This window comes from Tsukamurella sp. 8F (assembly GCF_029167375.1).
Classification (GTDB): domain Bacteria; phylum Actinomycetota; class Actinomycetes; order Mycobacteriales; family Mycobacteriaceae; genus Tsukamurella.
The window spans coordinates 12,782-38,988 of record NZ_JARFTP010000031.1; the positions used below are offsets into that span (position 1 = coordinate 12,782).

At 70.2% G+C, this 26,207-nt stretch carries 26 protein-coding genes and 3 tRNA genes; 18 read left to right on the plus strand and 11 right to left on the minus strand.

The genetic code is table 11. The features are described from left to right. The first annotated feature begins 81 nt into the window (after window positions 1–81). Both P0W64_RS18525 and P0W64_RS18530 read left to right on the plus strand, forming a co-directional pair. On the plus strand, window positions 82–714 hold the full coding sequence (locus P0W64_RS18525; protein ID WP_275481647.1) for a TetR/AcrR family transcriptional regulator: 633 nt from the start codon (window positions 82–84) through the stop codon (window positions 712–714). A 5-nt stretch (window positions 715–719) separates the two neighbouring features. Continuing rightward, window positions 720–2,051 (plus strand): AarF/ABC1/UbiB kinase family protein, encoded by a 1,332-nt coding sequence (locus tag P0W64_RS18530; protein ID WP_275481648.1) that lies wholly within the window; start codon window positions 720–722, stop codon window positions 2,049–2,051. A gap of 4 nt (window positions 2,052–2,055) precedes the next feature. Here the strand turns inward: P0W64_RS18530 and menE are convergent, their stop codons facing one another. The 5 genes from menE to P0W64_RS18555 all read right to left on the minus strand — a co-directional run bounded on the left by menE (window position 2,056) and on the right by P0W64_RS18555 (window position 5,522). Then, on the minus strand, window positions 2,056–3,186 hold the full coding sequence (menE, locus tag P0W64_RS18535; RefSeq protein ID WP_275481649.1) for an o-succinylbenzoate--CoA ligase: 1,131 nt from the start codon (window positions 3,184–3,186) through the stop codon (window positions 2,056–2,058). Beyond that, window positions 3,183–3,560, minus strand: coding sequence for a DUF3349 domain-containing protein (locus P0W64_RS18540; protein WP_275481650.1), 378 nt, complete (start codon window positions 3,558–3,560; stop codon window positions 3,183–3,185). Before P0W64_RS18540 ends, menE begins: the two co-directional genes overlap by 4 nt. Window positions 3,561–3,644: 84 nt before the next feature. Then, complete coding sequence (locus tag P0W64_RS18545; RefSeq protein ID WP_275481651.1) at window positions 3,645–3,956, minus strand: DUF3349 domain-containing protein; 312 nt, start codon at window positions 3,954–3,956, stop codon at window positions 3,645–3,647. A 7-nt stretch (window positions 3,957–3,963) separates the two neighbouring features. After that, window positions 3,964–4,266, minus strand: a complete 303-nt coding sequence (locus tag P0W64_RS18550; RefSeq protein ID WP_275481652.1) for a hypothetical protein — start codon at window positions 4,264–4,266, stop codon at window positions 3,964–3,966. Between the two features lie 5 nt (window positions 4,267–4,271). Continuing rightward, window positions 4,272–5,522, minus strand: a complete 1,251-nt coding sequence (locus P0W64_RS18555) for an inorganic phosphate transporter (protein WP_275481653.1) — start codon at window positions 5,520–5,522, stop codon at window positions 4,272–4,274. Window positions 5,523–5,715: 193 nt separating this feature from the next. Here P0W64_RS18555 and P0W64_RS18560 point away from each other — a divergent pair, with 193 nt between their 5' ends. Together P0W64_RS18560 and P0W64_RS18565 are read left to right on the plus strand one after the other, a co-directional pair. Continuing rightward, window positions 5,716–6,843: a BTAD domain-containing putative transcriptional regulator gene (locus P0W64_RS18560; protein WP_275481654.1), complete on the plus strand. Its 1,128-nt coding sequence runs from the start codon at window positions 5,716–5,718 to the stop codon at window positions 6,841–6,843. Between the two features lie 79 nt (window positions 6,844–6,922). Continuing rightward, window positions 6,923–7,342 carry an oxidoreductase gene (locus tag P0W64_RS18565; RefSeq protein WP_275481655.1) on the plus strand — a complete coding sequence of 140 codons (420 nt, stop codon included), beginning with the start codon at window positions 6,923–6,925 and terminating at the stop codon, window positions 7,340–7,342. Window positions 7,343–7,387: 45 nt separating this feature from the next. On the opposite strand, the gene P0W64_RS18570 is transcribed toward P0W64_RS18565, so the two are convergent. Both P0W64_RS18570 and P0W64_RS18575 read right to left on the minus strand, forming a co-directional pair. Further along, window positions 7,388–8,242, minus strand: a complete 855-nt coding sequence (locus P0W64_RS18570) for a sensor domain-containing diguanylate cyclase (protein WP_275481656.1) — start codon at window positions 8,240–8,242, stop codon at window positions 7,388–7,390. Window positions 8,243–8,336: 94 nt separating this feature from the next. Continuing rightward, window positions 8,337–9,263: a 1,4-dihydroxy-2-naphthoyl-CoA synthase gene (locus P0W64_RS18575; protein ID WP_275481657.1), complete on the minus strand. Its 927-nt coding sequence runs from the start codon at window positions 9,261–9,263 to the stop codon at window positions 8,337–8,339. A 124-nt stretch (window positions 9,264–9,387) separates the two neighbouring features. On the opposite strand from P0W64_RS18575, the gene P0W64_RS18580 reads away from it, so the two are divergent. Together P0W64_RS18580 and P0W64_RS18585 are read left to right on the plus strand one after the other, a co-directional pair. Next, window positions 9,388–10,533: an enterochelin esterase domain-containing protein gene (locus tag P0W64_RS18580; protein ID WP_275481658.1), complete on the plus strand. Its 1,146-nt coding sequence runs from the start codon at window positions 9,388–9,390 to the stop codon at window positions 10,531–10,533. A gap of 65 nt (window positions 10,534–10,598) precedes the next feature. After that, window positions 10,599–13,001: an excinuclease ABC subunit UvrA gene (locus P0W64_RS18585; RefSeq protein ID WP_275481659.1), complete on the plus strand. Its 2,403-nt coding sequence runs from the start codon at window positions 10,599–10,601 to the stop codon at window positions 12,999–13,001. 315 nt (window positions 13,002–13,316) lie between these two features. Here the strand turns inward: P0W64_RS18585 and P0W64_RS18590 are convergent, their stop codons facing one another. Together P0W64_RS18590 and P0W64_RS18595 are read right to left on the minus strand one after the other, a co-directional pair. Further along, window positions 13,317–14,579: a saccharopine dehydrogenase NADP-binding domain-containing protein gene (locus tag P0W64_RS18590; protein WP_275481660.1), complete on the minus strand. Its 1,263-nt coding sequence runs from the start codon at window positions 14,577–14,579 to the stop codon at window positions 13,317–13,319. 61 nt (window positions 14,580–14,640) lie between these two features. After that, entirely contained in the window at window positions 14,641–15,714 is a 1,074-nt protein-coding gene (locus P0W64_RS18595; protein WP_275481661.1) for an AbrB family transcriptional regulator, read from the minus strand. A 74-nt stretch (window positions 15,715–15,788) separates the two neighbouring features. On the opposite strand from P0W64_RS18595, the gene P0W64_RS18600 reads away from it, so the two are divergent. The 7 genes from P0W64_RS18600 (at window position 15,789) to P0W64_RS18630 (ending at window position 22,239) form a co-directional block, all read left to right on the plus strand. Next, the gene (locus tag P0W64_RS18600) at window positions 15,789–16,211 is read left to right on the plus strand and encodes a MarR family transcriptional regulator (RefSeq protein ID WP_275481662.1); all 423 of its coding nucleotides are present in this window, start codon (window positions 15,789–15,791) and stop codon (window positions 16,209–16,211) included. Between the two features lie 94 nt (window positions 16,212–16,305). Then, window positions 16,306–17,964, plus strand: coding sequence for a 2-succinyl-5-enolpyruvyl-6-hydroxy-3-cyclohexene-1-carboxylic-acid synthase (gene menD / locus P0W64_RS18605; RefSeq protein ID WP_275481663.1), 1,659 nt, complete (start codon window positions 16,306–16,308; stop codon window positions 17,962–17,964). Beyond that, entirely contained in the window at window positions 17,961–18,410 is a 450-nt protein-coding gene (locus tag P0W64_RS18610) for a DUF3592 domain-containing protein (protein ID WP_275481664.1), read from the plus strand. The genes menD and P0W64_RS18610 overlap by 4 nt, the downstream gene beginning before the upstream one ends. Window positions 18,411–18,448: 38 nt before the next feature. Further along, window positions 18,449–19,603, plus strand: a complete 1,155-nt coding sequence (locus P0W64_RS18615) for a glycosyltransferase family 1 protein (protein ID WP_275481665.1) — start codon at window positions 18,449–18,451, stop codon at window positions 19,601–19,603. Between the two features lie 9 nt (window positions 19,604–19,612). Continuing rightward, on the plus strand, window positions 19,613–20,302 hold the full coding sequence (locus P0W64_RS18620; protein ID WP_275481666.1) for a demethylmenaquinone methyltransferase: 690 nt from the start codon (window positions 19,613–19,615) through the stop codon (window positions 20,300–20,302). Window positions 20,303–20,406: 104 nt separating this feature from the next. Next, complete coding sequence (locus P0W64_RS18625) at window positions 20,407–21,348, plus strand: polyprenyl synthetase family protein (protein ID WP_275481686.1); 942 nt, start codon at window positions 20,407–20,409, stop codon at window positions 21,346–21,348. Window positions 21,349–21,366: 18 nt separating this feature from the next. Then, complete coding sequence (locus tag P0W64_RS18630; protein ID WP_275481667.1) at window positions 21,367–22,239, plus strand: M48 family metalloprotease; 873 nt, start codon at window positions 21,367–21,369, stop codon at window positions 22,237–22,239. A 50-nt stretch (window positions 22,240–22,289) separates the two neighbouring features. On the opposite strand, the gene P0W64_RS18635 is transcribed toward P0W64_RS18630, so the two are convergent. Then, window positions 22,290–23,693 (minus strand): MFS transporter, encoded by a 1,404-nt coding sequence (locus P0W64_RS18635; RefSeq protein WP_275481668.1) that lies wholly within the window; start codon window positions 23,691–23,693, stop codon window positions 22,290–22,292. A gap of 67 nt (window positions 23,694–23,760) precedes the next feature. Here P0W64_RS18635 and P0W64_RS18640 point away from each other — a divergent pair, with 67 nt between their 5' ends. Beyond that, window positions 23,761–24,822 (plus strand): Lrp/AsnC family transcriptional regulator, encoded by a 1,062-nt coding sequence (locus tag P0W64_RS18640; RefSeq protein ID WP_275481669.1) that lies wholly within the window; start codon window positions 23,761–23,763, stop codon window positions 24,820–24,822. On the opposite strand, the gene P0W64_RS18645 is transcribed toward P0W64_RS18640, so the two are convergent. Further along, window positions 24,823–25,314: a YajQ family cyclic di-GMP-binding protein gene (locus tag P0W64_RS18645; protein ID WP_275481670.1), complete on the minus strand. Its 492-nt coding sequence runs from the start codon at window positions 25,312–25,314 to the stop codon at window positions 24,823–24,825. It lies immediately after the preceding gene. A 148-nt stretch (window positions 25,315–25,462) separates the two neighbouring features. Between P0W64_RS18645 and P0W64_RS18650 the strand changes: the two genes are divergently transcribed. The 4 genes from P0W64_RS18650 to rpmG all read left to right on the plus strand — a co-directional run bounded on the left by P0W64_RS18650 (window position 25,463) and on the right by rpmG (window position 26,083). Further along, window positions 25,463–25,545, plus strand: a tRNA-Tyr gene (locus tag P0W64_RS18650). A 158-nt stretch (window positions 25,546–25,703) separates the two neighbouring features. Beyond that, window positions 25,704–25,776: transfer RNA gene (locus tag P0W64_RS18655), tRNA-Thr, on the plus strand. A gap of 30 nt (window positions 25,777–25,806) precedes the next feature. Beyond that, window positions 25,807–25,880: transfer RNA gene (locus P0W64_RS18660), tRNA-Met, on the plus strand. A 35-nt stretch (window positions 25,881–25,915) separates the two neighbouring features. Further along, a complete protein-coding gene (gene rpmG, locus P0W64_RS18665; RefSeq protein WP_275481671.1) occupies window positions 25,916–26,083 on the plus strand; it encodes a 50S ribosomal protein L33 in 168 nt (55 codons plus the stop codon). Window positions 26,084–26,207: the final 124 nt, after the last annotated feature.

Below are 26,207 nucleotides of genomic sequence, written 5' to 3' on the forward strand. Positions count from 1 at the left end.
TCGTTCCGTGCCGCCACGGCGCGGAATGACGTGTCATTCCGCCGACGATAGCGCGGAACCGAGCGGCTACGCTAGGGCCCCATGGCGACCCCAACGGCGACGACCGCGACAGAGCGCAAGGCCGAACTCCGGGAATCGATCGTCTCCGCTGCCTTCGACGAGTTCGCGCACCGCGGCTACCACAACACGTCCATCGCCGACATCGCGCGACGCCTGGGAATCGGCCACGGCACGTTCTACCGGTACTTCGAGAACAAGCGGGACATCCTCGACCACGTGGTGAGCGACACCGTGGAGAAGATCACGGAGGTGTTGACCGAGCAGGAGACACCCGATGAGGCGACGACGCTGGCCGAGTACCGGCAACAGTCCGACCGTATCGCCCGGGCGCTGCAGGAGATCTTCCTCGCGGACCACCGCCTGATCCGGATACTGCTGTTCGAGTCCACCGGCATCGATCGCGAGCTCACGGAACGGCTCACGGGTCTTCTGGACACGGCGGCGACTCTGACCCGCGAATATCTCGAGAACGGCGTCGAGCGCCGGTTCCTCCGCCCCGACCTCGATACCCAGAACACGGCCCGCGCGATCAACGGGATGATCCTCGCCGGCGCGCTGCACGGGCTCTCCTCGCCGGAGATCGTCGATACGTTCCCGGCGGCGGTGTCGACCCTGGTGTTCGGGTCGATCGCCGCCGGCTCCGAGGACGGCTGACGGCGGTGGGTTCCGACGACCACGCCGAGCGCGCCACGCGTCTGCGACGCGGGGCCCGACTGGGTGCGGCGGCCGCCCGGCACGCCGTCGACGGCGTCGGCGGACGCGGAGCCGACATGGACGACCGGGCCGCGATCCGCGCGGCAGGTCGTCTGGTCGCCGTCCTCGGCGACATGCGCGGCGCGGCGATGAAGCTGGGCCAGACGCTGGCCACCGTCGATCTCGGCCTGGTGCCCCCACACGCCCAGCCCGAGTTCGCCGCAAGGCTCGCGGAGCTCACGGATCGCGCCCCGGCGGCGGCCTTCGAGGACGTCCTGCCCATCCTCGAGGAGGACTGCCCGATAAGCGCGTTCGCCGACATCGACCCCGAGCCGTTCGCTGCGGCGTCGATCGGGCAGGTGCATCGCGGCCGCACACGGGACGGCCGCGAGGTCGTACTGAAGGTGCAGTATCCGGACATCGAGACGCTGATCCGCGCGGACCTGAAGAATCTCGCCTTGTTCCTGCGGCTGTGGCGTGGACGCCGGGCGGAGCTGCTCCGGGCGGAGGAGGTGCTCGCCGAGATCAACGCGACGATCCTCTGCGAGCTCGACTACCCCGCCGAGTGCGCAGCACAGGAGTCGGCGGCTCGGCGCTACGCCGGACACCCGTTCATCCGTGTACCGGCGCCGCTGCCGCAGTTGTCCGGGCGCCGGGTGCTCGTCACCGAGTACTGTCCGGGCGAGCGCTTCGGAACGCTCGCATCCGCGCCCGAGGCCGAACGGAATCGCGCGGCCGAGATCGTGCATCGCTTCTACGTCGGCGGTATCTTCCGGGACGGCGAGTTCTGTGGTGACCCCCACCCCGGCAACGTGCTGGTGTGCGACGACGGCAGGCTCGCCTTCCTCGACTACGGCCTGTACAAGCGTCTCGGACGTGACGACGTCGCGTTCCAGCGTGACTGTTTCCGGGCGGCGGCCGAGCGGCGCGCCGATGATCTGCTGGCGATGCTCCGCGGCGTGGGTGCGGTCACGGGCCGCGGTCCCGACCCGGCCCGGCTGCTGGAGTACTTCCGTGCGGCGGGGCCGTGGCATCTCGACGATCACATCCTGCACATCGACGCGGAAACCGTCCGCCGTGCGGCCGCCGCAGCGACCAGGCCACCGGAGTCGGAGCCGCCACTCGTGCTGCCTGCCGGGCACACGTTCTCCCGCCGCGCGGAGGTGCTGGCGTTCGGGCTCGTGGCCCGCCTGGACGCGACGGCCGACTGGCACCGGATCTGCCGCGAGTGGGTGTACGGCGATGCGCCGAGTACGGTCCTGGGCCGCGAGCACGAGCGCTGGGCGGCGGCGCGCTGAGCCGCTATCGGCCGCCGAAGCGTTCGACCAGGGCCCGCCTGTCGATCTTGCCCGGTCCACGGCGCGGGAGCTCGTCGACGTGGAACACCTCGCGAGGCGCGGCGGTCCGATCGAGCGTCGCGGTCACCGTTTCCCGCAGTTCGTCGAGGGTCGCCGACCCGACGACGGCGGCTACGACCCGCTGTCCCAGGCGCGGATCGGGCAGCCCGAACACCGCGACCTCCCGCACCCCGGGCGCACCCGCAAGCGCGGTCTCGACGACCTGGGGGAGCACCGTCAGGCCGCCGGTCGAGATGGCCTCGTCGAGCCGCCCCGTCACCGACAGGACCCCCTCGGTGCTGAGCGCGCCCGCATCGTCGGTCCGGAACCAGCCGCTCCGTGCGAACGCGGGGTGATCGGGACGGCCCCGGTAGCCGAGGGCGACGGTGGCCCCGCCCAGCCAGACGCGGGAATCGCCGTCCAGGGCCACGCGCACGCCGGGCAGCGCGAGGCCGTCGTATACGCAGCCACCGCACGTCTCGCTCATACCGTAGGTGCGGACCATGCGTACGCCCGCGGCGAGCGCGGCCTCGCGGACCGGCGGCGGGCATGCGGCGCCGCCGATGAGTACGCCGTCGAACTCCGCTAGGACGGCCGTCGCGGCCGGGTCCGCGAGAACCTTGATGAGCTGGGTGGGGACCAGGGAGACGTACCGCCGGGGGGCCGTCATGCGGGTCATGCCGTCCTCCAGCGACGACGGTGCGAAGCCCTCGGCCACATCGATTCCTACGGGGGTGTACCCGGCGCCGAGCGAGCGCAGCATGACCTGCACCCCCGCGACGTGGTGCGGAGGCATGGCGAGCAGCCACTGCCCGGCTCCGCCGAGCCGTTCGTGCGTGCCGGACGCGCTTGCGAGCAGGGCCTCGTGCGTGAGCATCGCGCCCTTCGGGGTGCCGGTCGTGCCGGACGTCGCGACGACGAGAGCGGCGCGGTCGTCGATGGGCGAGCCGGCCCCGAGGGCGTTCGTGAGCCGGGCGGCCTCACGCGGGTCGCGAGCGGGGACGGGCAGCAACGCCGGCGCGGCGCCGTCCAGGAGTGCGGTGAGGCCGGACAGGGCCGACTCGACGGTGTCGATCGGCAGGGGAGTGAGATTCACGCGCCGCCGTACGGGCCGTCGGTGTGCGGATCGTCGGGGTCGCTGCCGGTACGGCGCAGCGGCTCGTCGTCGAACGGCCACCCCTTGCGCTCGAGGCGCTCCCGGACACGTCGGACATCGTTCTCGGAAGGCAGCTGATGCGTGCGCTGGGCTATCTCGGTGCCGGCGTCGACGCGGCTGATCGGCTCGATACCCTCGGGGGTGACCGTGGCGTTCTCGATGAGACGGCGGGTGACCGCCTTGACCTCGTCCTGCGTGAGCTGCCGTTCGAGCAGCGCGAGCAGTGGCTGGTAGTCGGTGTGCGGCACGCCGTCCGGATAACCGGCGCGCAGCCAGTCCACGATGCGTGTCACGAAGCCCTGGCCTCGAGCCATGATCTCATCCTCTCGCTGAACCGGATCAGCCCCTCATCCCACCAGGATAAGGGGCTGATCCGGTCGTGTCCGTGCGGGCGGGCCCTAGTTGAAGCCGGTGAGCGGCCAGCCGCCGGCGGCGAGCCGGGCGGCCACGGTGCGCAGGTCGTCCGCGCTGGGCTCGGCTTGAGTTACCTTCGTGATCGCGTCCTCGATCTCCTTGCGGTCCAGCGAGCCCTCGGGCCGGGAGGCGAGCAGGCGGCCGATCACCTGGTGCAGCTCGTCGTCCGACAGGTTGCGCTTCAGCAGGGCGAGCAGGGGGAAGTAGTCCTTCGGCGGCACGCCCTCCGGGTAGCCCTGTCGCAGCCACTCGAGCACCTGCGTGAAGACGTTGTCCTGGGTGTTCTGCGTGGTCATGGCGCTCCTACTTCTTGTCCACGAGCGTGGGGTAGATGTTGTCGAAGCTCACCTTCATGCCGAAGCCGGGAGCCACGATGACCATGAGGCCGATCACGACTGCGACGACAACGACGATGAAGGCGACCGCGGCGATGACGTTGCCCAGCGGGTTCGGCTTGTGCACCTGCCCGTCGGCGGCCTCGTGGCCGTTGCCCATGGCGATGCCGCGCACGCCGACCGCGAACAGGGCCGGCAGCCCTGCGCCGAGTATGAGGCCGATGACGAGGATCTTCCAGATGGCGCTGAAAAGAACGGTGACCTGATCCATGACGGTTAGACCTTCGCAATCTTCTGGTCGGCGGGGACGATGGAGCCCGACTCGTCCCACTCGGCGTTGACGTTCCCAGCGTCGACCTTCTGCTGCTGGGCGCGGTAGTACATGTAGCCGGCGAGGCCGAGCAGGATCGCGAACACGACCAGGGGGCCGGCGATCCCGGGGATGTAGTGGGCGATGAACCACATGATCGCGCCGACGACCGCGGCGGCCGGGAGTGTGATGACCCACGCCGTGACCATGCGCAGCGCGACGCCCCAGCGGACCTGTGCGCCGGGCTTGCCGACTCCGGCGCCGAGGATCGAGCCGGTTGCGACGTGCGTCGTCGACAGTGCGAAGCCGAGGTGGCTCGAGACCAGGATGACGGTCGCGGACGCGGCCTCGGCGGCCATACCCTGCTGCGGGGTGATCTCGATCAGCCCCTTGCCGAGCGTGCGGATGATGCGCCAGCCGCCGATGTAGGTGCCGAGCGCGATCGCGAGGGCGCAGGCGAACTTGACCCAGACGGGGACCCCCTCGGTGGAGTGCCAGGCGAACATCCCGGTGCTGTCCGGGGTGCTGGCGCTGTAGCCGATCAGCGCGAGGGTGATGACACCCATGGTCTTCTGCGCATCACCGGTGCCGTGTGCGAGCGAGACCATCGAGGCGGTGCCGATCTGGCCCCAGCGGAAGCCCTCCTCGGTGAACCGCTCGGCGATGCCGGTGACGATCTTGAAGACGACGAACGTACCGATCGCAGCCACGACGCCGGCGATCACCGGCGAGAACAGCGCGGGGAGGATCACCTTGCCGAATACGCCGTCGAGCTTGCCGTGGCCGTTCCAGACGACGCCGGAGATGCCGAGGGCGGCGAGAGCGGCACCGATGAGGCCGCCGAACAGCGCGTGCGAACTGGAGCTCGGTAGACCGAGCAGCCAGGTGAGCAGGTTCCAGACGATGCCGCCGACCAGTCCGGCCATGACGATCACGAGAAGCGCTCGCCCGTGGTTCGCCGTGAACTCCGCCTTGGGCGCTCCGGACTTGTCCTGGATCTTGATGACCGAGTTGGTGACGGTCAGGGCGACCTCCACGGAGAGGAAGGCGCCTACGAGATTGAGGATCGCGGACAGCGTGACCGCCGTCTTGGGCTTGAGGGCACCGGTAGCGATGGACGTGGCCATCGCGTTCCCGGTGTCGTGGAAGCCGTTGGTGAAATCGAATGCCAAGGCAATGACGATCACCAAGAGCAAGATGATCAGTTCGCTGTTCATGAGGTGGATTCTGCTGCCCTTCACTTCAATGCACCAAACGGAGCCGACGGCCGAATTGTGCCATTGACCTGGGGATTCCGCCCCTATATGGAGACAGTTCACCCAATGTTCATCAACCGTCGGCCGGGTAGCCTCCCGGGCCGCGCACCGCGCGTGTCCGCGGTGCGCCCGGACCCGTGTCTAGGATCACCGCATGACCTCACTGGACATCCGGGTGCTCGGGCAGGTGTCGATGTCGGTAGGGGGCGCCCCTAACGAGGTGTCCGGGGTGAAGCCGCGGTCCGTGTTGGCGATCCTCGTGCTCAACCGGAACCGGGCGGTCACCGTGGACTCGCTGAGTGAGCAGGTGTGGGACGGCAACCCGCCGGCGTCGGCGGTCGCGAGTCTCCAGGTCTTCGTGTCGGGCCTGCGCAAGGCGCTGCGCGGACCTGACGGCGGATCCGGTTTCGACGGCCGACTCGTCACCGCCGGGCGGACGTATCGCCTCGATCTCGACCCCGAACAGTCCGATATCGGGCGCTTCGACGCGTCCCGCCGCCGCGGTGCCGAGCTCGCCGCAGCGGGCCGGTACGAGCAGGCGTCGCTCGCCTACGCGAAGGCTCTCGCGGAGTTCCGCGGCGACCCGGTCGCAGACCTCCGTGGACTGCAGTTCGCCGACACGTTCGCGCTCGGGATGGAGGAGGAGCGAGCGGCTGCGCAGTCCGCTATGTACGACGCGGAGATCGCGGCCGGACGCGCGTCGGCTGTCGTCGGCGACCTGCGGCGGCTCGTCACGGAGAATCCCCTGCGCGAGCCGTTGTGGGCGCAGCTCATCAGCGCGTTGTACCTGTCGGGGCGGCAGGCCGACGCGCTCGACTCGTGCCGGGAACTGCGCCGGGTACTCGCCGACGAGCTGGGGATCGATCCGTCGCCCTCGCTGGTCGCTCTGGAGCAGTCGGTGCTGCGGCAGGAGCCGCTCGCCGCATCGCCCGTGGCGCGCACGGTCGATCCCCGGGCGTTCGAGAAGACGGAGACCGACGTCGGCGACGGTGCGGTGCTCGCGCGCGGGCGCCTCGTAGCGCCGGACGGCACCGAGTACCCCGTTGCGGGTGAGGTCCGGCTCGGCCGGCTGCCCGACAACGACATCCCCGTGGACGACACCAAGGTGTCCCGCGAGCATGCGATCATCACACCCACCGTCGCGGGTTTCACGGTCCGCGACCTGCAGTCTTCCAACGGCACGTATGTGGGCGACCGACGGGTCGAGGGGTCCGCTGTGCTGGCCGACGGTGACGAACTCCGCGTCGGGCGTGTGATCTTCCGGTTCGCCGTGGACGTCTAGGGAGTGCTGCCGGACCCGGGCCTGTCGTGTGCCGATCCGTCCAAGCCGTCGGCGTGAGGTGTGCGGCATCCTCGAATACATGACGCTCTACGACGACGCCGGAGGGTTCGACGCCCTGCTTGCGCTGTGCCGCCGCTGGCACGACCTGTGCCTGGCGGATCCCGTTGCAGCCCATCCGTTCTCGCACCCTGGACAACATCCGCAGCACGACGAGCGGCTCGCCGCCTACCTGGCGGAGGCGCTCGGCGGCCCACCGCTCTACACGGCGGGCTACGGCGACGAGTCGCTCGTACAGCGCATGCACGCCGGCAACGGTGAGCACCACGAGCTCGACGAGATCTGCCTGCGTCTGTTCGACCGCGCGCTCGAGGACACCGCCGTCCCGGCTCATGCCGCCGCGCGGATCTCGCGCTACTTCCGCACGGCCACCGAGGCGATGGGCCGCTACTCGGCCAGTCGCGGCCTGGTCCCCGCCGGGCTACCACTCAATCGTGCGTAGTTCCGGCCCTCGTACTCGATCAGAGGGTTCGGGTCGGATAGCAGGTCAGCAGTGCGACGGGCGGCCGTTCTTGGCCTGATACATCGCCACGTCGGCGCGATGCAGCGCCCGATCGAGCGATTCGCTGCCGGACCGCAGCGTGGCGACGCCGACCGAGACGCTGGGGACCAGCACGTTCTCGCCCATGCGGGCGCGGGTCGCCTCCAGTGGGGCGGCGAGCCGTGCGGCGAAGCGGGCGGCGTCGGCGAACGAATCCGCCGGAACGCACACGACGAATTCGTCCCCCGACCAACGACCGATGACGGCGCCGGCCGGCGCGCCTCTGCTGAGGCCGGCCGCCACCGCACTCAAGACGCTGTCACCCACGGCGTGCCCGAAAGTGTCGTTGACGCCCTTCAGGTCATCCACGTCGATCATGGCTACGAGCATGTCGGTCGACGGGTAGTGCGTCGCCAGCTGCGAACGCAACCCGCGCCGGTTCAGCAGATCCGTGAGGTCGTCGTGAGTAGCGCTGTGCTCGAGCGCGTCCCGCTCGCCGAGCGGGTCGATGACGCCGAGGACGACGGTGTCGCTCTCGCGATCGAGCACGGTCTTGCAGACACGGGTCTGTACGACTGATCCGTCACGCCGGATGAGGCGTCGGTTCACGCCGGCTCCGTCACCCTGCCCTGAGAAACCCTCCGCCGCCTCGTCGTTTCGCTGCGTGAGGTCGGCCGGGTGGATGACATCTGCGGCACTCCGACCGATGAGTTCGTCGCGGTCGTAACCGAGCAGTCGGGCGTACGCCTCGTTCGCGTCCAGGATGCGGCCGCTGAGGTCGTGCAGGACCATCGGACTCTGCGCCTGCTGGAAGGCGGTGCGATATAGGGAGCACGACAGGCCCGATTCACTACGGTGCATAGTGGAATCGTATCCACGCCCGGCGCTCCCCGCCTGCGGACCGCCTGTGGGGCCGACGCCGGCGTACGTCTTCTTCCGTCTTCCGAACCGGCGCCTAGTAGTAGTACGGGTACGGGGACCAGTCCGGCGCGCGCTTCTCGAGGAACGCGTCGCGGCCCTCGACCGCCTCGTCGGTCATGTACGCGAGGCGCGTGGCCTCGCCCGCGAACAGCTGCTGGCCCATGAGGCCGTCGTCGACGAGGTTGAACGCGTACTTGAGCATGCGCTGGGCCTGCGGCGACTTGCCCAGGATGTCGGCGGTCCACTCGAGTGCCACGTCCTCGAGGCGGTCGTGGTCGATCACGTCGTTGACCGCGCCCATCTCGTGCATCTCCTGCGCCGAGTACGTCCTCCCGCGGAAGAAGATCTCGCGCGCGAACTTCTGCCCCACCATCTGCGCGAGATAGGCGCTGCCGTACCCGGCGTCGAACGAGCCCACGTCGGCGTCGGTCTGCTTGAACTTCGCGTGCTCGCGTGAGGCCAGCGTCAGGTCGCATACGACGTGCAGGCTGTGCCCGCCGCCTGCGGCCCACCCGTTCACCACCGCGATCACGATCTTCGGCATGAACCGGATCAGCCGCTGCACCTCGAGGATGTGCAGGCGCCCGCCCTCGGCCTTGGTGCGCGCTACGTCCACGCCGCCTGCGGTAGCGGCGGCGACGTCGGAGTCGTGGCTGGTCGCGTACTGGTAGCCGGAGCGCCCACGGATCCGCTGGTCGCCTCCCGAGCAGAACGCCCAGACGCCGTCCTTGGGCGCCGGTCCGTTGCCGGTGATCAGGACGGCGCCCACGTCCGGGGAGCGGCGTGCGTGGTCGAGTACGCGGTAGAGCTCGTCGACGGTGTGCGGACGGAACGCATTGCGTACCTCGGGCCGGTCGAATGCCACGCGGACGGTGCCCTGCGTGCGGTGCCGGTGATACGTGATGTCTGTCAGGTCCTCGAAGCCGACAACGGTGTTCCACAGGTCCGGATTGAACGTCACCCGCCCGACATTACGCCCGCGCCACCGCCCATCCGGAGACGCACCGCGGACTCGGCAAATGGCTAGGCTAGCCTTATGCGCTGGCGAGTGGCATGGCCGGAGCGAGCGGAAGGAGCGGCGGGCGATGGGGTTGCGTGCGGACGTCGACAGGCACGTCCTTCAGCGGATCGCGGTGGAGCCGCAGGTCCCCGACGTCGTCGCCGCCGGTGCCACGGGTCCGGTCCTGGGGCGCGTGGTCGACGGCCCCGACGGCGAGTTGCTCCGCGAGGTCACCTTCGTCTGGCGCGCGGCGCCGCGGCGCTGGCCGCTGTTGTTCGTGAACGGGTTCACCGACCGTACAGATCCCGGGCAGTCGCTCATGCACCACGCGGGTGGCGGGGTGTGGTGGCGGACCACCCTTCTGCCGCACGACGCCGTCGTCTCCTACCGATTCATCGACTGCGACCCGGACGAGACCCTGCCGGACTGGCGGACGCTGCATCGTCGGGGGCGGGCGGATCGGGACGCGAAACTGCCTCGGGTGCCGCATTTCGCGGGCGGCGAGTCGTCCGTGCTCGCGATGCCGGACGCGCCCGAATGGACCCGATGGCCCGCGTGGGGACCGGATCCCGCGCGGTGGTGCCCCGAGGACCTCGGCGCCGGCCGCCGCGGGCGCGTCCGCCTCGCCGAGGGCGAGCCGCGTGCGTTACTCGTCCTGTTCGACGGAGAGGTCTGGGGCCGCCTGCCGGTCGGCGCGACGCTCCCGCAGGATATCGACGTGGTGACCGTCGCGACCGGAGGCATCGAGGAGCGGCACGCGGACCTCACCGACCCGGAGCGCGCTGCTCGCCTGGTCGAGCGCGCCGTCGCCGCATGGGGCCGTAGCCGCGGCCTCATGCCGACGCCGCCGACGATCGTCGCAGGCCAGAGCCTCGGCGGCCTCGCTGCCGCTTCCGTTCTGGCCGCACGACCGGACCTGGTGCGCGGCGCTATCGCGCAGTCGCCGTCGCTGTGGTTCCGACCGGGCGACTCCGCCTCCGGGCCGGCGGCGCGGGATCGTCTCGACGACTCGATCCCGGCCTATGTGGTGCCGGCCGGCGGTGCCGGGCGTGGCGTGGTCGTACAGGTCGGCACGCACGAGGGGCGCGCCATGGCCGAGCGGGCGGAGCGCTACGCCTCCGAGATGCGCAGTGCCGGAGCGGAAGTCGACTACCTCGCCGTGCGCGGTGGGCACGATCTGGCCTGGTGGTTCCCCGGTCTGCTGCGTGCGGTCGACACGTTGGTCGGGTAGCCCCCCGCGGTTTCGCGCAGGAATGAAGAAGCGGGCCGGGCGCGCGGCGGGCTAGGTTGGCATGCATGAGCAGCCATGTGGCAGACAGTCACGAGAAGATCCGTGTCCACGGCGCGCGCGAGAACAACCTCAAGGACGTCAGCATCGAGCTGCCGAAGCGGCGCCTCACGGTGTTCACGGGCGTGTCCGGCTCGGGCAAGAGCTCGCTGGTGTTCGGCACCATAGCGGCCGAGTCTCAGCGCCTGATCAACGAGACCTACAGCGCGTTCGTGCAGGGCTTCATGCCGACACTGGCGCGGCCCGACGTGGATGTGCTCGACGGATTGACGACCGCGATCATCGTCGGGCAGGAGCGGATGGGGTCGGACCCGCGGTCGACGGTGGGCACGGCGACCGACGCCAACGCCATGCTGCGGATCCTGTTCAGCCGCCTGGGAAAGCCGTATGTCGGTTCGCCGCAGGCATTCTCTTTCAACGTTGCGTCGGTGAGCGGCGCCGGGGCGGCGACTTCTGTGAAGGGTGGCCGCCAGGTGAAGGAGCGCCGCGAGTTCTCCATAACGGGCGGGATGTGCTCGCGCTGCGAGGGTCGGGGCAACGTATCCGACTTCGATCTCGCCGCCCTGTACGACGACGAGAAATCGCTGAACGAGGGCGCTTTGACGATTCCGGGCTACACGATGGACGGCTGGTACGGCCGGATCTTCCGGGGTTGCGGCTTCTTCGACCCCGACAAGCCCATCAAGAAGTTCACCAGGCGCGAGTCCGAGGCGCTGCTCTACAAGGAGCCGACGCGGATCAAGGTCGAGGGCATCAACGTCACCTATGAGGGCCTCATCCCGCGGATCCAGAAGTCGTTCCTGTCCAAGGACGTCGACGCGATGCAGCCCCATATCCGCGCATTCGTGGAGCGCGCCATCACGTTCGGCGTCTGCCCCGACTGTGGGGGCACACGGTTGAGCGAGTCGGCGCGGTCGTCGAAGATCGACGGGGTCGGCATCGCGGACGTGTGTGCCATGCAGATCAGTGATCTCGCCGAATGGGTTCGCGCCATCGAGGAGCCGACGGTCGCCCCGCTGCTCGAATCCCTGCAGCAGACCCTCGACTCGTTCGTGGAGATCGGCTTGGGCTACCTGGCCCTCGAGCGCACCGCGGGCACGCTGTCCGGCGGGGAGGCGCAGCGTACCAAGATGATCCGGCATCTCAACTCGTCGCTCACCGATATCACCTATGTCTTCGACGAGCCCACCGTGGGACTTCACCCGCACGATGTGGCGCGCATGAACGATCTGCTGCTCCGGTTGCGCGACAAGGGCAACACCGTCCTGGTGGTGGAGCACAAGCCGGAGGCCATCGTGGTCGCGGACCACGTGGTGGATCTCGGGCCACGGGCCGGCACCGACGGTGGCGAGGTCGTGTTCGAGGGCACGGTCGCCGCGTTGCGGAAGGCCGATACCCTCACCGGACGCCACCTCGACGACCGGGCCGCGGTGAAGGACGATGTACGGAAGGCCGACGGCGCCTGGGAGATCCGCGGCGCGTCCGAGCACAACCTGCACGACGTCGACGTCGACATCCCGCTCGGGGTGCTGACCTGTATCACCGGGGTGGCCGGATCGGGCAAGAGTTCACTCATCCGTGGGTCCGTCGCGGGGCGCGAGGGTGTCGTGGTGGTCGACCAGACCCCGATCAAGGGCTCGCGGCGTTCCAACCCCGCCACCTATACGGGGCTCCTCGACCCGATCCGTAAGGCGTTCGCGAAGGCGAACGGCGTGAAACCCGCACTGTTCAGCGCGAATTCGGAGGGCGCGTGCCCGGCGTGCAATGGTGTGGGGGTGATCTACACCGACCTCGCGATGATGGCCGGGGTCGCCGCTACATGCGAGGAGTGCGAGGGTAGGCGGTTCCAGGCCGCCGTGCTCGACTACCACTTCGGGGGCAAGGACATCAGCGAGGTCCTCGGGATGTCGGCGGCGGAGGCGGAGCGGTTCTTCTCCGGGGCCGCCGGCGCGGACGGGGACGACGCGGATGCGATCACGGACGCGAAGCTTCCTGCCGCGCAGAAGGTCCTCGAGCACCTCGTCGATGTCGGCCTGGGGTACATCAAGATCGGTCAGCCCCTGACCACTCTGTCCGGCGGTGAGCGGCAGCGGCTCAAGCTGGCGACGCACATGGGGGAGAAGGGCGGAGTCTACGTCCTGGACGAGCCCACATCGGGTCTGCATCTCGCCGATGTCGAGCAGCTGCTCGCGCTGTTGGACAGGCTCGTCGACTCGGGGAAGTCGGTGATCGTGGTCGAGCACCACCAGGCGGTGATGGCCCACGCGGACTGGATCATCGACCTCGGACCGGGTGCCGGGCACGACGGCGGCCGGATCGTGTTCGAGGGAACGCCGGCGGATCTCGTGTCCGACCGTTCCACGCTCACCGGCGAGCACCTCGCCGCGTATGTGGGTGCCGATCAACGGTAATCGTCGTGCTGCCGCCGGCTGTGTGGTGGGATCTCCGAGCCCCACCGGAGGTCGGCCTGCTGGAGGGCGCGGCCGACTCCTGCCGAACCGACGGCGTTGCTGTGGCACTCCGATCAGGACGCCATGTATGCGACCTTCGTCGAACTACCGCGTGAGGGCACTGAGGAGACCTGTGGGAGCTGCTGTGGTCGTTCGTCCACGGCGAATATCAATACCGCGTGGACATGCGCTCGGGCGGCCTGCCCAACGAGAATCCCCCGGCGCTCGCGGCGATGACCAGCGCGCAGACGTTGGCGGCGCTCGCCGCGTAACGCTCTACTGATCCAGCTCGGTCACCTCGACGACGAAGCCCTGTGCGCGCAGGCGGTCGGCGAGCACACCGTCGAGTGCGACAGCAGGGGTGAGGACGCCGTGTCGGTCGGGGAGGGGCGCGCCGCCGCGGGCGGAGTCGCCGTCGAGGGCGAGCGCAAGGGAGGCCTCGCCGAGCATGACCGCGGTCCCGGAGTAACCGGGGTCCTTGCGGGCGCCGACACGCGAGCGGTAACGGCGTCCCGAGGTGGTACGCGTGTACACCTCCGCCATGAATCTGCCTGCCGCCTGGGCCTTCTCGCTCGGACCCGAGCCGGGAGCCGGCAGAATGCGGTCGAGGAGGGGCCGTAGTGGCTTGGCCGCGATCGCCGCCACCCCGACACCCATGCCGGCCAGCACCGCGTACGACCCGACCGTCGAAAGCCAAGGGTTGCGGCCCACCGACATGGTCTCGCGGTAGGTGAAGTCCGGCCCATACGCCCAATCCAGCAGGGCATTCGAGCGGCGCACGACGCGAGTGTTGTACGGCGCCATGAAGAACGGGGCCAGCGAACCGGTCAGCGACGGGTCGACCTCGGCGGCGGCCACCACCGCCACGTCGGACGGCTGCTTCGGCCGCTCCTGAGTCTCGTCGGTGGTCAGCGAGTGCGGGCGGGTGGCGATGCGGCGCGCCTCCCGGTCCGTGGTGACCTCGTCGATGAGGCCGATCGCCGACGCGATGGTGCCGCCGCTCGCGCCGCCCTTCACATGGGCGACCAGTGTGGTCGGCCCGAGGGTCCCGGCGTCGTCGGTCTTCGCACGGTCGTACAGCAGCCACGTGCCGAGATCCGATGGGATGGAGTCGAATCCGCACGAGTGCACGATCTTCACACCGCCCGCGACCGCCTGGTCGTGGTACTTGTCGATGCTGCGCCGCGCGAACAGCACCTCGCCCGTGAGGTCCGTGTAGTGGGTACCCGCGTTGACGCACGCCCCCACCACGGCCTCGCCGTACTGCGCGTAGGGCCCCACGGTGCTGCACAGCACCGCGGTCCGCGCCGCCATGGCGTCGAGCGAGGAGGGAGAGTCGACGTCCGCGATCACGAGCGGCCACTGCGCGGCTCGGACGCCGAGGCGCGAGCGCACCTGCTCCAGCTTGGCCTCGGTGCGGCCGGCGAGCGCGATCCGGACGTCGTCCGGCGCGTGCTGCGCGAGGTGTCGGGCGGTCAGCTCCCCGACGAAACCGGTGGCGCCGAAGACGATGACGTCGAATTCCCGTGCGTCGCTCATGGCGCCCAGGTTAGGCCATGTGCAGGCGCTCGGGGGCAGAGGCCGACCGGGAGCAGCGCGGTCAGAGGCCGACGGGGGCCGCGCGGCCGTCCGCCCGGCGGTGCCGGATCCGCTGGAACATGCGGGCTGCCCACGGGGCGAGGGCGAGCATCAGCACCACGCGCGTCATCTGCGCGGCGACGACGAAGGTGATGTCCACGCCCGACGACGATGCGACCGCGAGCACGGCGTACACGCCGCCGGGTGTCGTGGCGAGGTACCCGTCCAGCGCGCTGGTTCCGGTGGCGAGTGACAGGAGAGCCCCCAGTCCCGCGCATCCGGCGCCGATCGCCACGATCAATGCCACCGCCCACGGCAGAAGCCGTGCGAGATGCCTGATCGAGTCGCGGGTGAATCCGAGTCCGGCTTGCCAGCCGATCGCAAGATAGCCGAGCGCGACGAGCGTCCCGGGCACCGCCGCGCCCGGGACGATTCCGGTCAGTTCGAACGCGCTGGCCAGCACCATCGGGCCGAGGAGCGCGCCTGCCGGCAGGTGCAGCAGGCGTCCGACGGCCACGCCGACCACGGTGCATCCGACGGTGAACAGCACGTCGAGCCACCACGGCTGCCGCCCCGCGGAGACGATCGTCGAACCGCCGGCGACATGCGGATAGAGCGCGGCGATCAGCGGGAGGGTCAGTGTCACGAGGCCCACTCGCAGGTACTGCACCACAGCGACCGTGCGCTCGTCGCCGCCCAGCTCGCGGGCTATCGCGACGAGGCCGGACGCTCCGCCTGCGACCAACGCGAGGGACCCGGTGAGCGGGTCCGTCGCGCGGTGCCGCCCCAGGAGCGCGCCCGCCGCGACCGAGAGGGCGAGCGTGCCGAACCCGACGCCGAGGACCGCGGGCCAGCGCGGCCCGAGTGCGGCGAGGGTGTGGGACTGCACCATCGTGCCGATCGTGGTTCCGAGCACGCCCTGCGCGGCGAACAACGCCGGCCGCGGTAGCCGATCCGGTGCGCGGCCCGCGAGGGCGAACCCGGCGGCGCAGGCGAGCGCCGCGAAAAGCATGCCGCTCGGTACGCCGATGACGTCGAGTGCTAGGCCGGCCACGACCGAGACGGCGACGAGGGGGAGCCAGCGGCGGGTTAGCACAGTAGCAAGTATCAGCTTGATATTCTGGGCAGTCAAATCGATGCGGTGCAAGATATACCAAGTACAGTCTTGCTATGTCTGACAGTACCGACCTACGCATCGCGGTCAACGCCCTGAACCGTGAGCTGCGCAGCCACCGATCACCGGCGGGGCTCACGCAGACGCAGTACACGATCCTCGGGTACCTCGACCGGGTCGGCCCGGCCACGCCCGCCCGATTGGCCGAGTACTTCCGCGTCAAGGGGCAGTCGCTCACCCTCTCGGTGAACACGCTGACCGAGCGGGGGCTGGTGAGCAGGCGCCAGGACGACGTCGATCGGCGCCGTCAGTTCGTCGAGCTGACCGATGCAGGTCGCGTTCTGGTCGACGAGGACCGCGCCGTCCGCGACGTCTGGCTCGAGACGGCGATGGCCGAGCGGCTCACTGAGCTCGAACGCGGCGTACTCCGGCTCGCGGTACCGGTGCTGCTCACCCTCGCGGGAGACGTCGGGGCGTGACCGCCCGCCACCGCGCCGGAGCCCCTCGAGCCGGGCCGGTGTGCCGCCCAGCGCTGAGGACCGGGGCATGTCGGTGGGGATTACCCTGGGCCGGGTGAGTGCAGCCCATCCGAGTAATCCGTCGACCCTGCAGGCGCGGGTGCTCGTCGACGAACTGGTCCGCGGTGGCGTCACCGATGTCGTGCTGTGCCCGGGATCGCGGAACGCGCCCCTGTCGTTCGCGGTGCACGCCGCCGACGCCCGCGGCGAGCTGCGGCTGCACGTGCGGATCGATGAGCGCGGTGCCGGCTTCCTCGCGGTCGGCATGGCCGCCGCCACCCGCCGCCCGGTCGCTGTGATCATGACGTCCGGAACCGCGGTGGCCAATCTCAGCCCAGCGGTGTTCGAGGCCAACTACGCGCGGGTGCCGCTCGTGGTGATCAGCGCGAACCGCCCGTACGAGCTGCTGGGTTCGGGCGCCAACCAGACTGTCGAGCAGTTCGGGATCTTCGGTACCCAGGTCCGCGCGGCGATCAGCCTGGGGCTTGCGGAGCCCGGGCTGGACCGCAACTCGCAGTGGCGCAGCGCGGTCTGCCGCGTCCTTGCCGCGGCTCGCGGCGCGCGATCGGGCAACGCGGGCCCCGTCCAGTTCGACGTGCCTCTGCGCGAGCCACTCGTCCCTGACGATCCCGAGCCCACCGACGCCCTCGGTCGCCCGGACGGCGGGGCCTGGACGGTTGCACCCGTCGGCACGCTGGACGTTCCGCTGCCCATCGATCTGACGCCGGACACCGTGGTCATCGCAGGGCACGGCGCCGGGCCGAATCCCGAGCTCGCGAACCTTCCGACCGTCGCCGAGCCCACCGCGCCGCAGGCTCCCGTAGGGCAGGGCGGCCTGCCGCTGCACCCGTGGGCGCTGCCGCTGCTCAAGCCGCGGCAGGCGATCATCTGCGGCCGCCCCACGCTGCATCGCGAGGTGAGCGCGCTGCTCGCGGATCCGGGCGTGACCGTCTATGCCGTCACAACCGGCCCGCGCTGGCCGGACGTGTCCGGCAACGTCGTCGCCACGGGCACGCGGGTGGTGCCGGTCGGTGCGCCGGACCCGGAGTGGATGGCGGCATGTGCCGATGCCGACGCCGCGGCGCGCGCGTCGGTCGCGGCGGGACTCGACGAGGGGCCGGCGACCGGCCTACACGTTGCCCGCGCGGTCTGCGCGGCGCTCCGGCCGGGCGACACCCTCGTCGTCGGGGCATCGAACCCGGTTCGGGACATCGCCCTCGCCGGCGATCTGCCCGTGGGCGTGCGGGTCCTGTCCAACCGCGGCGTCGCAGGGATCGACGGCACGGTGAGTACCGCGATCGGCGCGGCGCTCGCCCGACCCGAGTCTCGGACGATCGCGCTGATGGGTGACCTGACGTTCGTCCACGACGCGTCCGGGCTGCTGATCGGCCCCGACGAGCCGCGTCCCGACAACCTCACGATCGTGGTCGCCAACGACAACGGCGGCGGCATCTTCGAACTGCTCGAGCAGGGCGACCCGCGCTACTCATCGGATCTGTATCGCGGCGCTGCGCGGCGGGTGTTCGGCACGCCGCACGGCACGGATATCGAATCCCTGTGTCGCGCGTACGGTGCGCGTTATGCGGCGGGCGGCCTTGCCGACCTCACCGCGTCCGGCCTCGCCTCCGACGGCCTCCGCGTCGTCGAGATCCGCACCGACCGCGCCGTCCTGCGTGCGTTGCACCGCTCGATGCGGGAACGGATTCGCGTGTGAGCGCCGCGGTACTGCGGCGGCTGCAGCTCACACTCGTGTGGGCAGGTGTCCTCGTAGCGGTCCTGTGCGCGCTGCTCGTGGTCGCGGCGTGGCGTGACGACCGTGCGATCGAGGCCCACATGGGTACGGCGACCGCGGACGTACTCTCCGCAGGCGCGACACGGTCGACCATCAGCTTCTACACATCCGATGGCGTCAACCACAATCCGCCGCTCGGCGTGCTCTACCCGAGCGAGCTCACCGTCGGGGACCGCATCCAGGTGCAGTACGACGTGCAGCAGCCCGAGCTGGTGCGCGTCGCCGGACGTACGGCGGCCGTCGCCGTCGTGCCCGCGGCATCGGTGGCCGTCGGAACGTGGCTGGTCATCGGGGCGGTCATGGTCGCCTTGGCCCAGACCAGGCGGCGGAACAGTTCACCGGACGTTCGGCACGAGGTCAGCTCGTAGGTGCAGCCAGGTCGATCGGCTGCGGGACAGTGACGACCGTGCGGGTAGCCATCGTCGCGGAATCGTTCCTTCCCAACGTCAACGGCGTCACCAACTCGGTGCTTCGTCTGCTCGAGCACTGCGCGCGGACGGGTCACGAGGCTATGGTCATCGCCCCGGATTCCCCGCGTGGTGAGCCTGCCGCCGAACTCAGTCACCTGGGTTTCCCGGTGCATCGCGTGCCCGCGATGATGGTGCCCAAGATCTCGTCGCTCCCCATCGGGCAGCCGCATATGGCCATCGTCGACGTGCTGCGCGACTTCGCTCCCGACGTCGTGCACCTCGCTTCCCCCTACTACCTCGGCGCCGGCGGTCTCGCCGCCGCCAAGCGTCTCGGCGTCCCGACGGTGGCGATCTACCAGACCGACGTCGCGGGCTTCGCCGACTCGTACGGACTCGGCCCGCTCACCCGCGCCGCATGGTGGTGGACCCGGCAGATGCACAGGCAGTGCGACCTGACGCTCGCGCCATCCAGCGCGGCCGTGGCCGACCTGGAGGAGCACCACATCCCGCGCGTTCGGACGTGGGGCCGGGGCGTCGACGTCGAGCGCTTCGCTCCGTCGTGGCGCTCGCTCGAGCTGCGCGCGGACTGGCTGGGTGCGCACACCGACCGGATGGTCGTCGGCTTCGTCGGCCGGCTGGCGGCGGAGAAGCATGTGGACCGGCTGGCGTCGCTGAACGGTCGTGACGACGTACAGCTGGTCGTCGTGGGCGACGGACCCGAGCGTCCGCGTCTACAGGCGCTGATGCCGGGCGCGGTGTTCACCGGCCAGCTCGGAGGTGCCGACCTGGGCCGCGCATACGCATCGCTCGACGTGTTCGTCCACCCGGGAGAACACGAGACGTTCTGCCAGGCCGTTCAGGAGGCGCTCGCTTCGGGCGTGCCTGCGATCGCGCCGGATCAGGGTGGGCCGCGGGACCTCGTCGCACACTGCCGCAACGGCTACCTGCTCCCGCCGAAGGAGTTCGCCGAGTTGCTGCCCGGGGCGGTGTCCGCGCTGCGCGACCCCGGCCTGCGGGCGCGGTTCGGCGACGCGGCGCGCAAGTCCGTGCTGGGCCGCACATGGCCTGCGCTGTGCGAGCAGCTGTTCGCCCACTACGCGGATGTGCAGGGCGCCCCGCGGCGTTCCGGTGGCCTCCGCACCGTCGTGTAGCTTGCAGGAATGTCTCGCGCCTCGTTGGATAAAAAGCCGGCCGAGGTGGCCTCGATGTTCGACGGGGTCGCCCGCCGGTACGACCGAATGAACACCCTGATGACCGCCGGGCTCGACCGTTCGTGGCGGCGGAGGACGCGCGCCGCGCTCGAGTTGCAGCCGGGCGAGAAGGTTCTGGATCTGGCGGCGGGGACGGGCGTCTCCACCGTCGAGCTCGCCCGCTCCGGAGCGTGGGCGGCGGCGTGTGACTTCTCGGTCGGGATGTTGCGGTCGGGCCGGTTCCGGCGTGTCCCCATGACCGCGGGCGACGCGATGGCGCTGCCCTTCGCCGACGGCGTCTTCGACGCGGCCACCATCTCCTTCGGGCTCCGCAACGTGTCCGACCCGGCGGCTGGGCTGCGTGAGATGGCCCGCGTCGTGCGGCCGGGCGGGCGCCTCGTCGTGTGCGAGTTCTCGACGCCCACGTGGAAGCCCTTCCGCACCGCATACGAGCGGGTCGCGCTGCGGGCGATCCAGGTCATCGCCGACCGTGCGTCGTCGAATCCCGAGGCGTACACGTACCTCGCCGAGTCGATCCAGCAGTGGCCCGATCAGCGCGGCCTCGCGGAGACGATCCGAGACAGCGGCTGGGAATCGGTGCGCTGGACCGACCTGACCGGTGGTGTCGTGGCCCTGCATTGGGCTCGGCGGCCCGAGTGAGCCGCGACGCCCGGCGGGCGGAACCTGGGAATGAAGTTAGGCTGGCGGACGTGGAGAACACGGTGACGTCCCTGGACCTCGGGTCCGACGCGTTCGCAGAGGACCTGCGCGCCGACCTGGCGCGGGTCGAGACGGTTATCCGCGAGGGCATCGAGACCGCGCACGACTGCGTGATCGAGGAGGCCCTACACCTGTTCGAGGCGGGCGGTAAGCGCTTCCGGCCGATGTTCACGCTGCTGGCCGCGCGGGTCGGGCCCGACCCGAAGAACACCGAGGTCGCGATCGCCGCAGCCGCGCTCGAGACGACCCACCTCGCCACGCTCTACCACGACGACGTCATGGACGAGGCGGACACGCGTCGCGGGGCACCGTCGGCGAACTCCCGGTGGGGCAACAGCATCGCGATCCTCGCGGGCGACTTCCTGTTCGCCAAGGCCTCGGGCTACGGCGCCCAGCTCGGTCCGCGCGCCGTCGGTGTGATCGCCAAGTGCTTCGGCGAACTGGTGACCGGCCAGATGCTCGAGCTCAAGGGAGCCGAGGCCGGGGATCCGATCCAGCACTACCTCGACACCATCTGGGGCAAGACTGCGAGCCTCATCGCGACGTGCGGCCTGCTCGGCGGGCTGCACGGCGGCTGCTCGGAGGAGGACGCCCAGCGGCTCTACCGCATCGGGTCGGCGGTCGGCATGGCATTCCAGATCAGCGACGACATCATCGACATCAGCTCGGTGGCACAGCAGTCCGGCAAGACGCCCGGCACGGACCTGCGCGAGGGCGTCCACACGTTGCCGGTCCTGCACGCCCTGCGGGACTCCGGGCCCGACGGTGACCGCCTCCGCGAGATCCTCATCGGGCCCGTCACCGACGACGCCCTGATCGCCGAGGCGATAACACTCCTCGACCGGTCCGACGGTATGAAGCGGGCCAAGGTGACGCTCGAGGAGTACGCCGAGGACGCCCGGACCGAGCTGGCGCAGCTGCCCGAGTCCGAGGCGCGATCCACGCTGGAGTCGCTGGTGTCCTTCACGGTCGCGCGCGTCGGCTAGGCGCCGGCCCACGTCCAAGTGCACGCCACGCTGAACCGCTGCCGCACCGTCGCACTGCTCGGCCTCCCGCCGGTCGCGATGATGCTGGTCGGCCTGTTCTTCGGCCGGATCGTGCTGGTGGTGGCGATGGTCGGCGGCATCGGCGTCGCCGCGTACGTGTACCTGATGAGCGGGAACCTCGCCCTGCGCGCCATGCATGCCCGGCGCGTGTCCGAGCTGCAGCATCCGGCGCTGTATCGGGTGGTACGGGATCTGTCCACGACGGCCCGGCACCCTATGCCGACGCTGTACGTCTCGCCCACCCGCGCGCCGACCGCGTTCGCAGTCGGTCACAACCCGGGCGCGGCGTCGCTGTGTTGCACCGCGGGGCTGCTGGACGCGCTCGACGAGCGTGGCCTGCGCGCCGTCGTCGCTCATGAGCTCGCGCACGTGCACCATCGCGAGACCCTCGTCGGCTCGGTGGCCGGAGCCCTCGCCGCCGTGCTGTGCGGACTGTCCGGGTTCGGTTACCTGGTATCCGGGTTCGACGGTGTGCGGCGCGGCGCCGGTGACGGTGCGCCCCGCACGCCCCGCAGCGTGCGCGCTGCGCTAGCCCTGTTGGCGCCCCCGGCGGCCCTGATCGTGCGGTGCGCAGCACCCCGCGCGTGCGAGCTACACGCCGATGAGCGCGGTGCCGTGCTGTGTGCCGACCCGGAGGGTCTGGCCCGTGCGCTCGAGACGCTCGACTCGGCGGCCCGCGCCGCGCCGCTGCCGCCCGAGCCGGAGCTGGTCACGCAGGCGCACCTGATGATCGTGCCGCCGTTCCGCCCCGACGACGCCGTCGTCCGCCGCTTCAGCTTCCACCCGCCGGTAGCCGAGCGGACGGCCCGGTTGCGCGCGATGATCGGCTGACTGCCGCGGAGCGTGCCGGAGGGGCCCTACGCCGCAGGGTGCCCCAGGCGCTACACGGTGACCCGGGTCGCCGCCGCCCCCTCGTCGATGCTCCGCGGGGAGCGCGAGAACAACGCGATCGCAGCCGCACCCGCCAGCAGCCCGACGACGCCCGCCACGGCCATCGCCGCGTCGAGCCCGGCCACGAAGTCCGCGCGCACCGTCGGGCGCGACGAGCCCGCCACCGATGAGAAGACGCATCCGAGCACGGCGACACCGAGCGCGAAGCCGATCTGGCGGGCTGTGTTCACCGCACCGGAGGCGACGCCGCTGAGCTGCGGCGGCACCGCTCCGAGCGCGACCGATGCCAGGGCCGGTGCGCCCAGCCCCACGCCGATGCCGATCACGGCGAGGCCGGGCGCGGCCGCCCACCAGTGCGAGCCCGCCGAGACGAGGGTGAGCAGGCCGGAGCCGACGCCGATCACCAGCAGGCCGATCCCGACGGTGCGCTGCGGCGGCGCGCCGTCGAGTCGGTGGCCGAGCGCCCCCGCCGTGACGAACGCGACCGCAGCCATCGGCAGCATCGCGAGGCCCGTGCCGATCGCCGAGAGGCGCAGCACGTCCTGCAGCCATATCGACAGGAGCACGGAGCCCGAGAACGCGGCGAAGTTCATGCCGATCCCGCCGACGAGGGAACCGGCGAAGCGGGGATTGCGCAGCAGCGACAGGGGCAGCATCGGGTTCGCGACGCGGGTCTCCACGACGCCGAACGCGATCAGCGCCAGCGCGGCGACCGCGAGGGACGCCATCGTGGCAGGGCGTCCCCAGCCGGCCTCGCCGCCGCGGATGATCCCGAAGATGAGGGCGCCGGCCGCGAGCGAGAACAGGACGACGCCCGCGATGTCGAGGCGCACGCGGCGGCGGGCGGTCTCGCGGAAGGCCACCACAGACAGGGCCACGGCACACACGGACACCGGGACGTTGACCATGAATACCCAGCGCCACCCTGCCCACTGTGTCAGCGCGCCGCCGAGTACCACGCCGATCCCGGCGGACGCGCCCGACACCGCGCCCCAGATGCCGAAGGCGATGCCGCGCTCCCGCCCCGAGTACGTGGCGTGCAGCAGGGCGATGGTCGTCGCGAACATGGCCGCGCCGCCGACGCCCTGCACCGCCCGGGCGGCGACGAGCACGCCGCCCGATCCGGCGAGCCCACACGTGAGCGACGCCGCGGCGAACAGGAGAGTGCCGGCGATGTACACCCGCTTGTGCCCGAGATTGTCGGCGAGGGCACCCATGCCGAGCACCAGTGCGCCGAGCACGAGTGCGTAGGCGTCGAGCACCCACTGCAGGGTGGTGAACGATGCGCCCGTGGCGGCGGCGATGTCCGGGAGCGCCACGGTGACGATCGTGACGTCGATCAGCAGCATGAACGTGCCCAGGCACGATGCGATGAGTGGAGTCCATTTCTTCATACGTCCAGCGTGTTCGCGGATGGACGAATCCCACGCATGTCGCCGCCAGATGCGCAAGGATCCGGTTATGGAGCGGCGACACAGTGAGAAATCCATTGTCCTCGATCGTCTCGACCGCGGAATCCTTCGCGCGCTCACCTACGACGCGCGCCTCTCGTTCGCGGCTCTCGCGGACGCGCTGTCGATCTCGGAGCAGACGGTGAAGCGCCGCTACGACGCAATGGTCCGGTCTGGCATGGCACGCGTATTCGTGATGGAGAATATGCAGGTCGTGGGCCTGCCGCGGTGGTACCTGCGGCTGCGCCCGAGCCCGGGGGAGGCTCGTCACCTGGCCGACCTGCTGGCCGCCCACCAGGACATCAGCTGGGTCGGTGAGGTGTCGGGCGGTACCGAGGTCGTCGCGATCTACCGGCCGCAGTCCGAGTCGGCGCGCGACGATCTGCTCCGCGATCGGCTGCCCCGCACCGCGGCGGTCGCCGAGTTGCAGGCACACTCGTTGGTCTTCCGGTACCCGTGCGACAGGGGGATGCCCGGCACTCACGATGCCCTCGACGAAGCGCAGGAGGCGCGGGTGCGCGAGCTGGCGGACCCGGCGCACCGCGTCGTCGACCTGCTCGACCAGCCGCCCGCTGGTGCGACCGCGCCGCTCGACGGCATCGACAGGGGCATCGTCGCCGAGCTGGAACGGGACGGGCGGACGCCCTACGCGGCGGTCGCGCGCGCAGTCGGGATCAGCCCTGCTCGTGTGTCGCAACGGGTGGCGGCGATGGTGCGTGCCGGCCGGCTGCACTTCGATCTCGACCTGTCCATGCCTGCCCTCGGTTACGGGCAGTACATGCAGCTCTATCTGTCCTGCGCCCCGTCGGCGGTGGACCGCGCGGGCCGCGCGCTCGCCCGCGCCGAAGAGGTGCCGTTCGTCGGGATGGCGACTGGTCCGGCGAATCTGATCGCGAGTGCGGTGTTCCGGGACGACCTGCACGTGCACGAATTCGTCACGGGCACGCTCGGCGGCATCCACGGGATAACGTCGATGGAACTGGTACCGGTCACGCGTCCGGTGAAGCTCGCCCGCTCGTTCCACGCCGGCGCGGGCTTGTCACCCGTCCCGCCCGCGCGGGTCACCAGGTGACTAGCGGTAGTTGACGAACTGCAGGGCAAGGTCCAGGTCGGCGCCCTTCAGCAGGGACTGGACTGCCTGCAGATCGTCGCGGGACTTGCTGCTCACGCGCAGCTCGTCGCCCTGGATCTGGGCCTTCACGGACTTCGGGCCCTCGTCGCGGATCAGCTTGGAGATCTTCTTGGCCTGATCGGACGCGATGCCCTCGACGATCTTGCCGCTGATCTTGAACTGCTTACCGGATGCGACCGGATCGCCGGCGTCGAACGCCTTGAGCGAGATGCCGCGCTTGATCAGCTTCTCCTGGAACACCTCGAGGCCGGCCTTGGCGCGCTCCTCGGCATCGGACGTGACGAGGATGCCGTCCTCGCCCGAGAACTCGACCGTGGTGTTGGTCCCGCGGAAGTCGTAGCGCTGGCTGAGTTCCTTGCCTGCCTGGTTGAGGGCGTTGGCGACTTCCTGGCGGTCGACCTTGCTCACGACGTCGAATGACGAATCTGCCACTTGTAGCTGCTCCTCTGCTCGGTGCGGTCTGGGGTGCGCGGCGGCATGACCTGCTGGTTTGCATACCCCCGGTGGCGACGTTGTATTGTACGTTCCGCTGCTCCGCGAGGGGTGGCGCGGCCACTCCGCGAGGAGCGGCCCGAGATACGGCACGTTGCCCGAGCGGCCAATGGGAGCGGACTGTAAATCCGTCGGCTTACGCCTACGTAGGTTCGAATCCTACACGTGCCACACCTACAGACCCCCGGACTCGGCCGAGTTCGGGGGTCGTGGTGTCTCCTGGCGCATTGCGCCGAAAATAGCCTTGACCAGGCGATTTGGTCTTCCGGCCCGGCGGTGTGTAACCTCGTTAAGGCTTCAGGGCAGGCCGCGATGCGGTCCGTCCGAAGGCCCCCTTAGCTCAGTCGGCAGAGCGTTTCCATGGTAAGGAAAAGGTCGACGGTTCGATTCCGTCAGGGGGCTCGCTAGACCAGTGCGATGGGTGTAGCTCATGGCGGTGTAGCTCAGCTGGTTAGAGCGCACGACTCATAATCGTGAGGTCGGGGGATCGAGCCCCCCCACCGCTACAAGAACTATCGAAGTACCCGAAAGAAGGCAGACTGTGGCTTCGTCTACTGATGTCCGCCCCAAGATCACCTTGGCGTGCGACGTGTGTAAGCACCGCAACTACATCACCAAGAAGAACCGGCGCAACGATCCGGATCGCCTGGAGCTGAAGAAGTTCTGCCCGAACTGCGGGACGCACCAGGCTCACCGCGAGTCGCGCTAGAGCTTCCACGGGGAGGGCACCGTCAGGTGCCCTCCTTTTGTGTTTCCCCCGGCAGCCCGCGGGCGGGAAGGAACCCGGCACCACGCCGCCGAAGATGGGGGCGGGGCGCTGGCTGATATAGGTA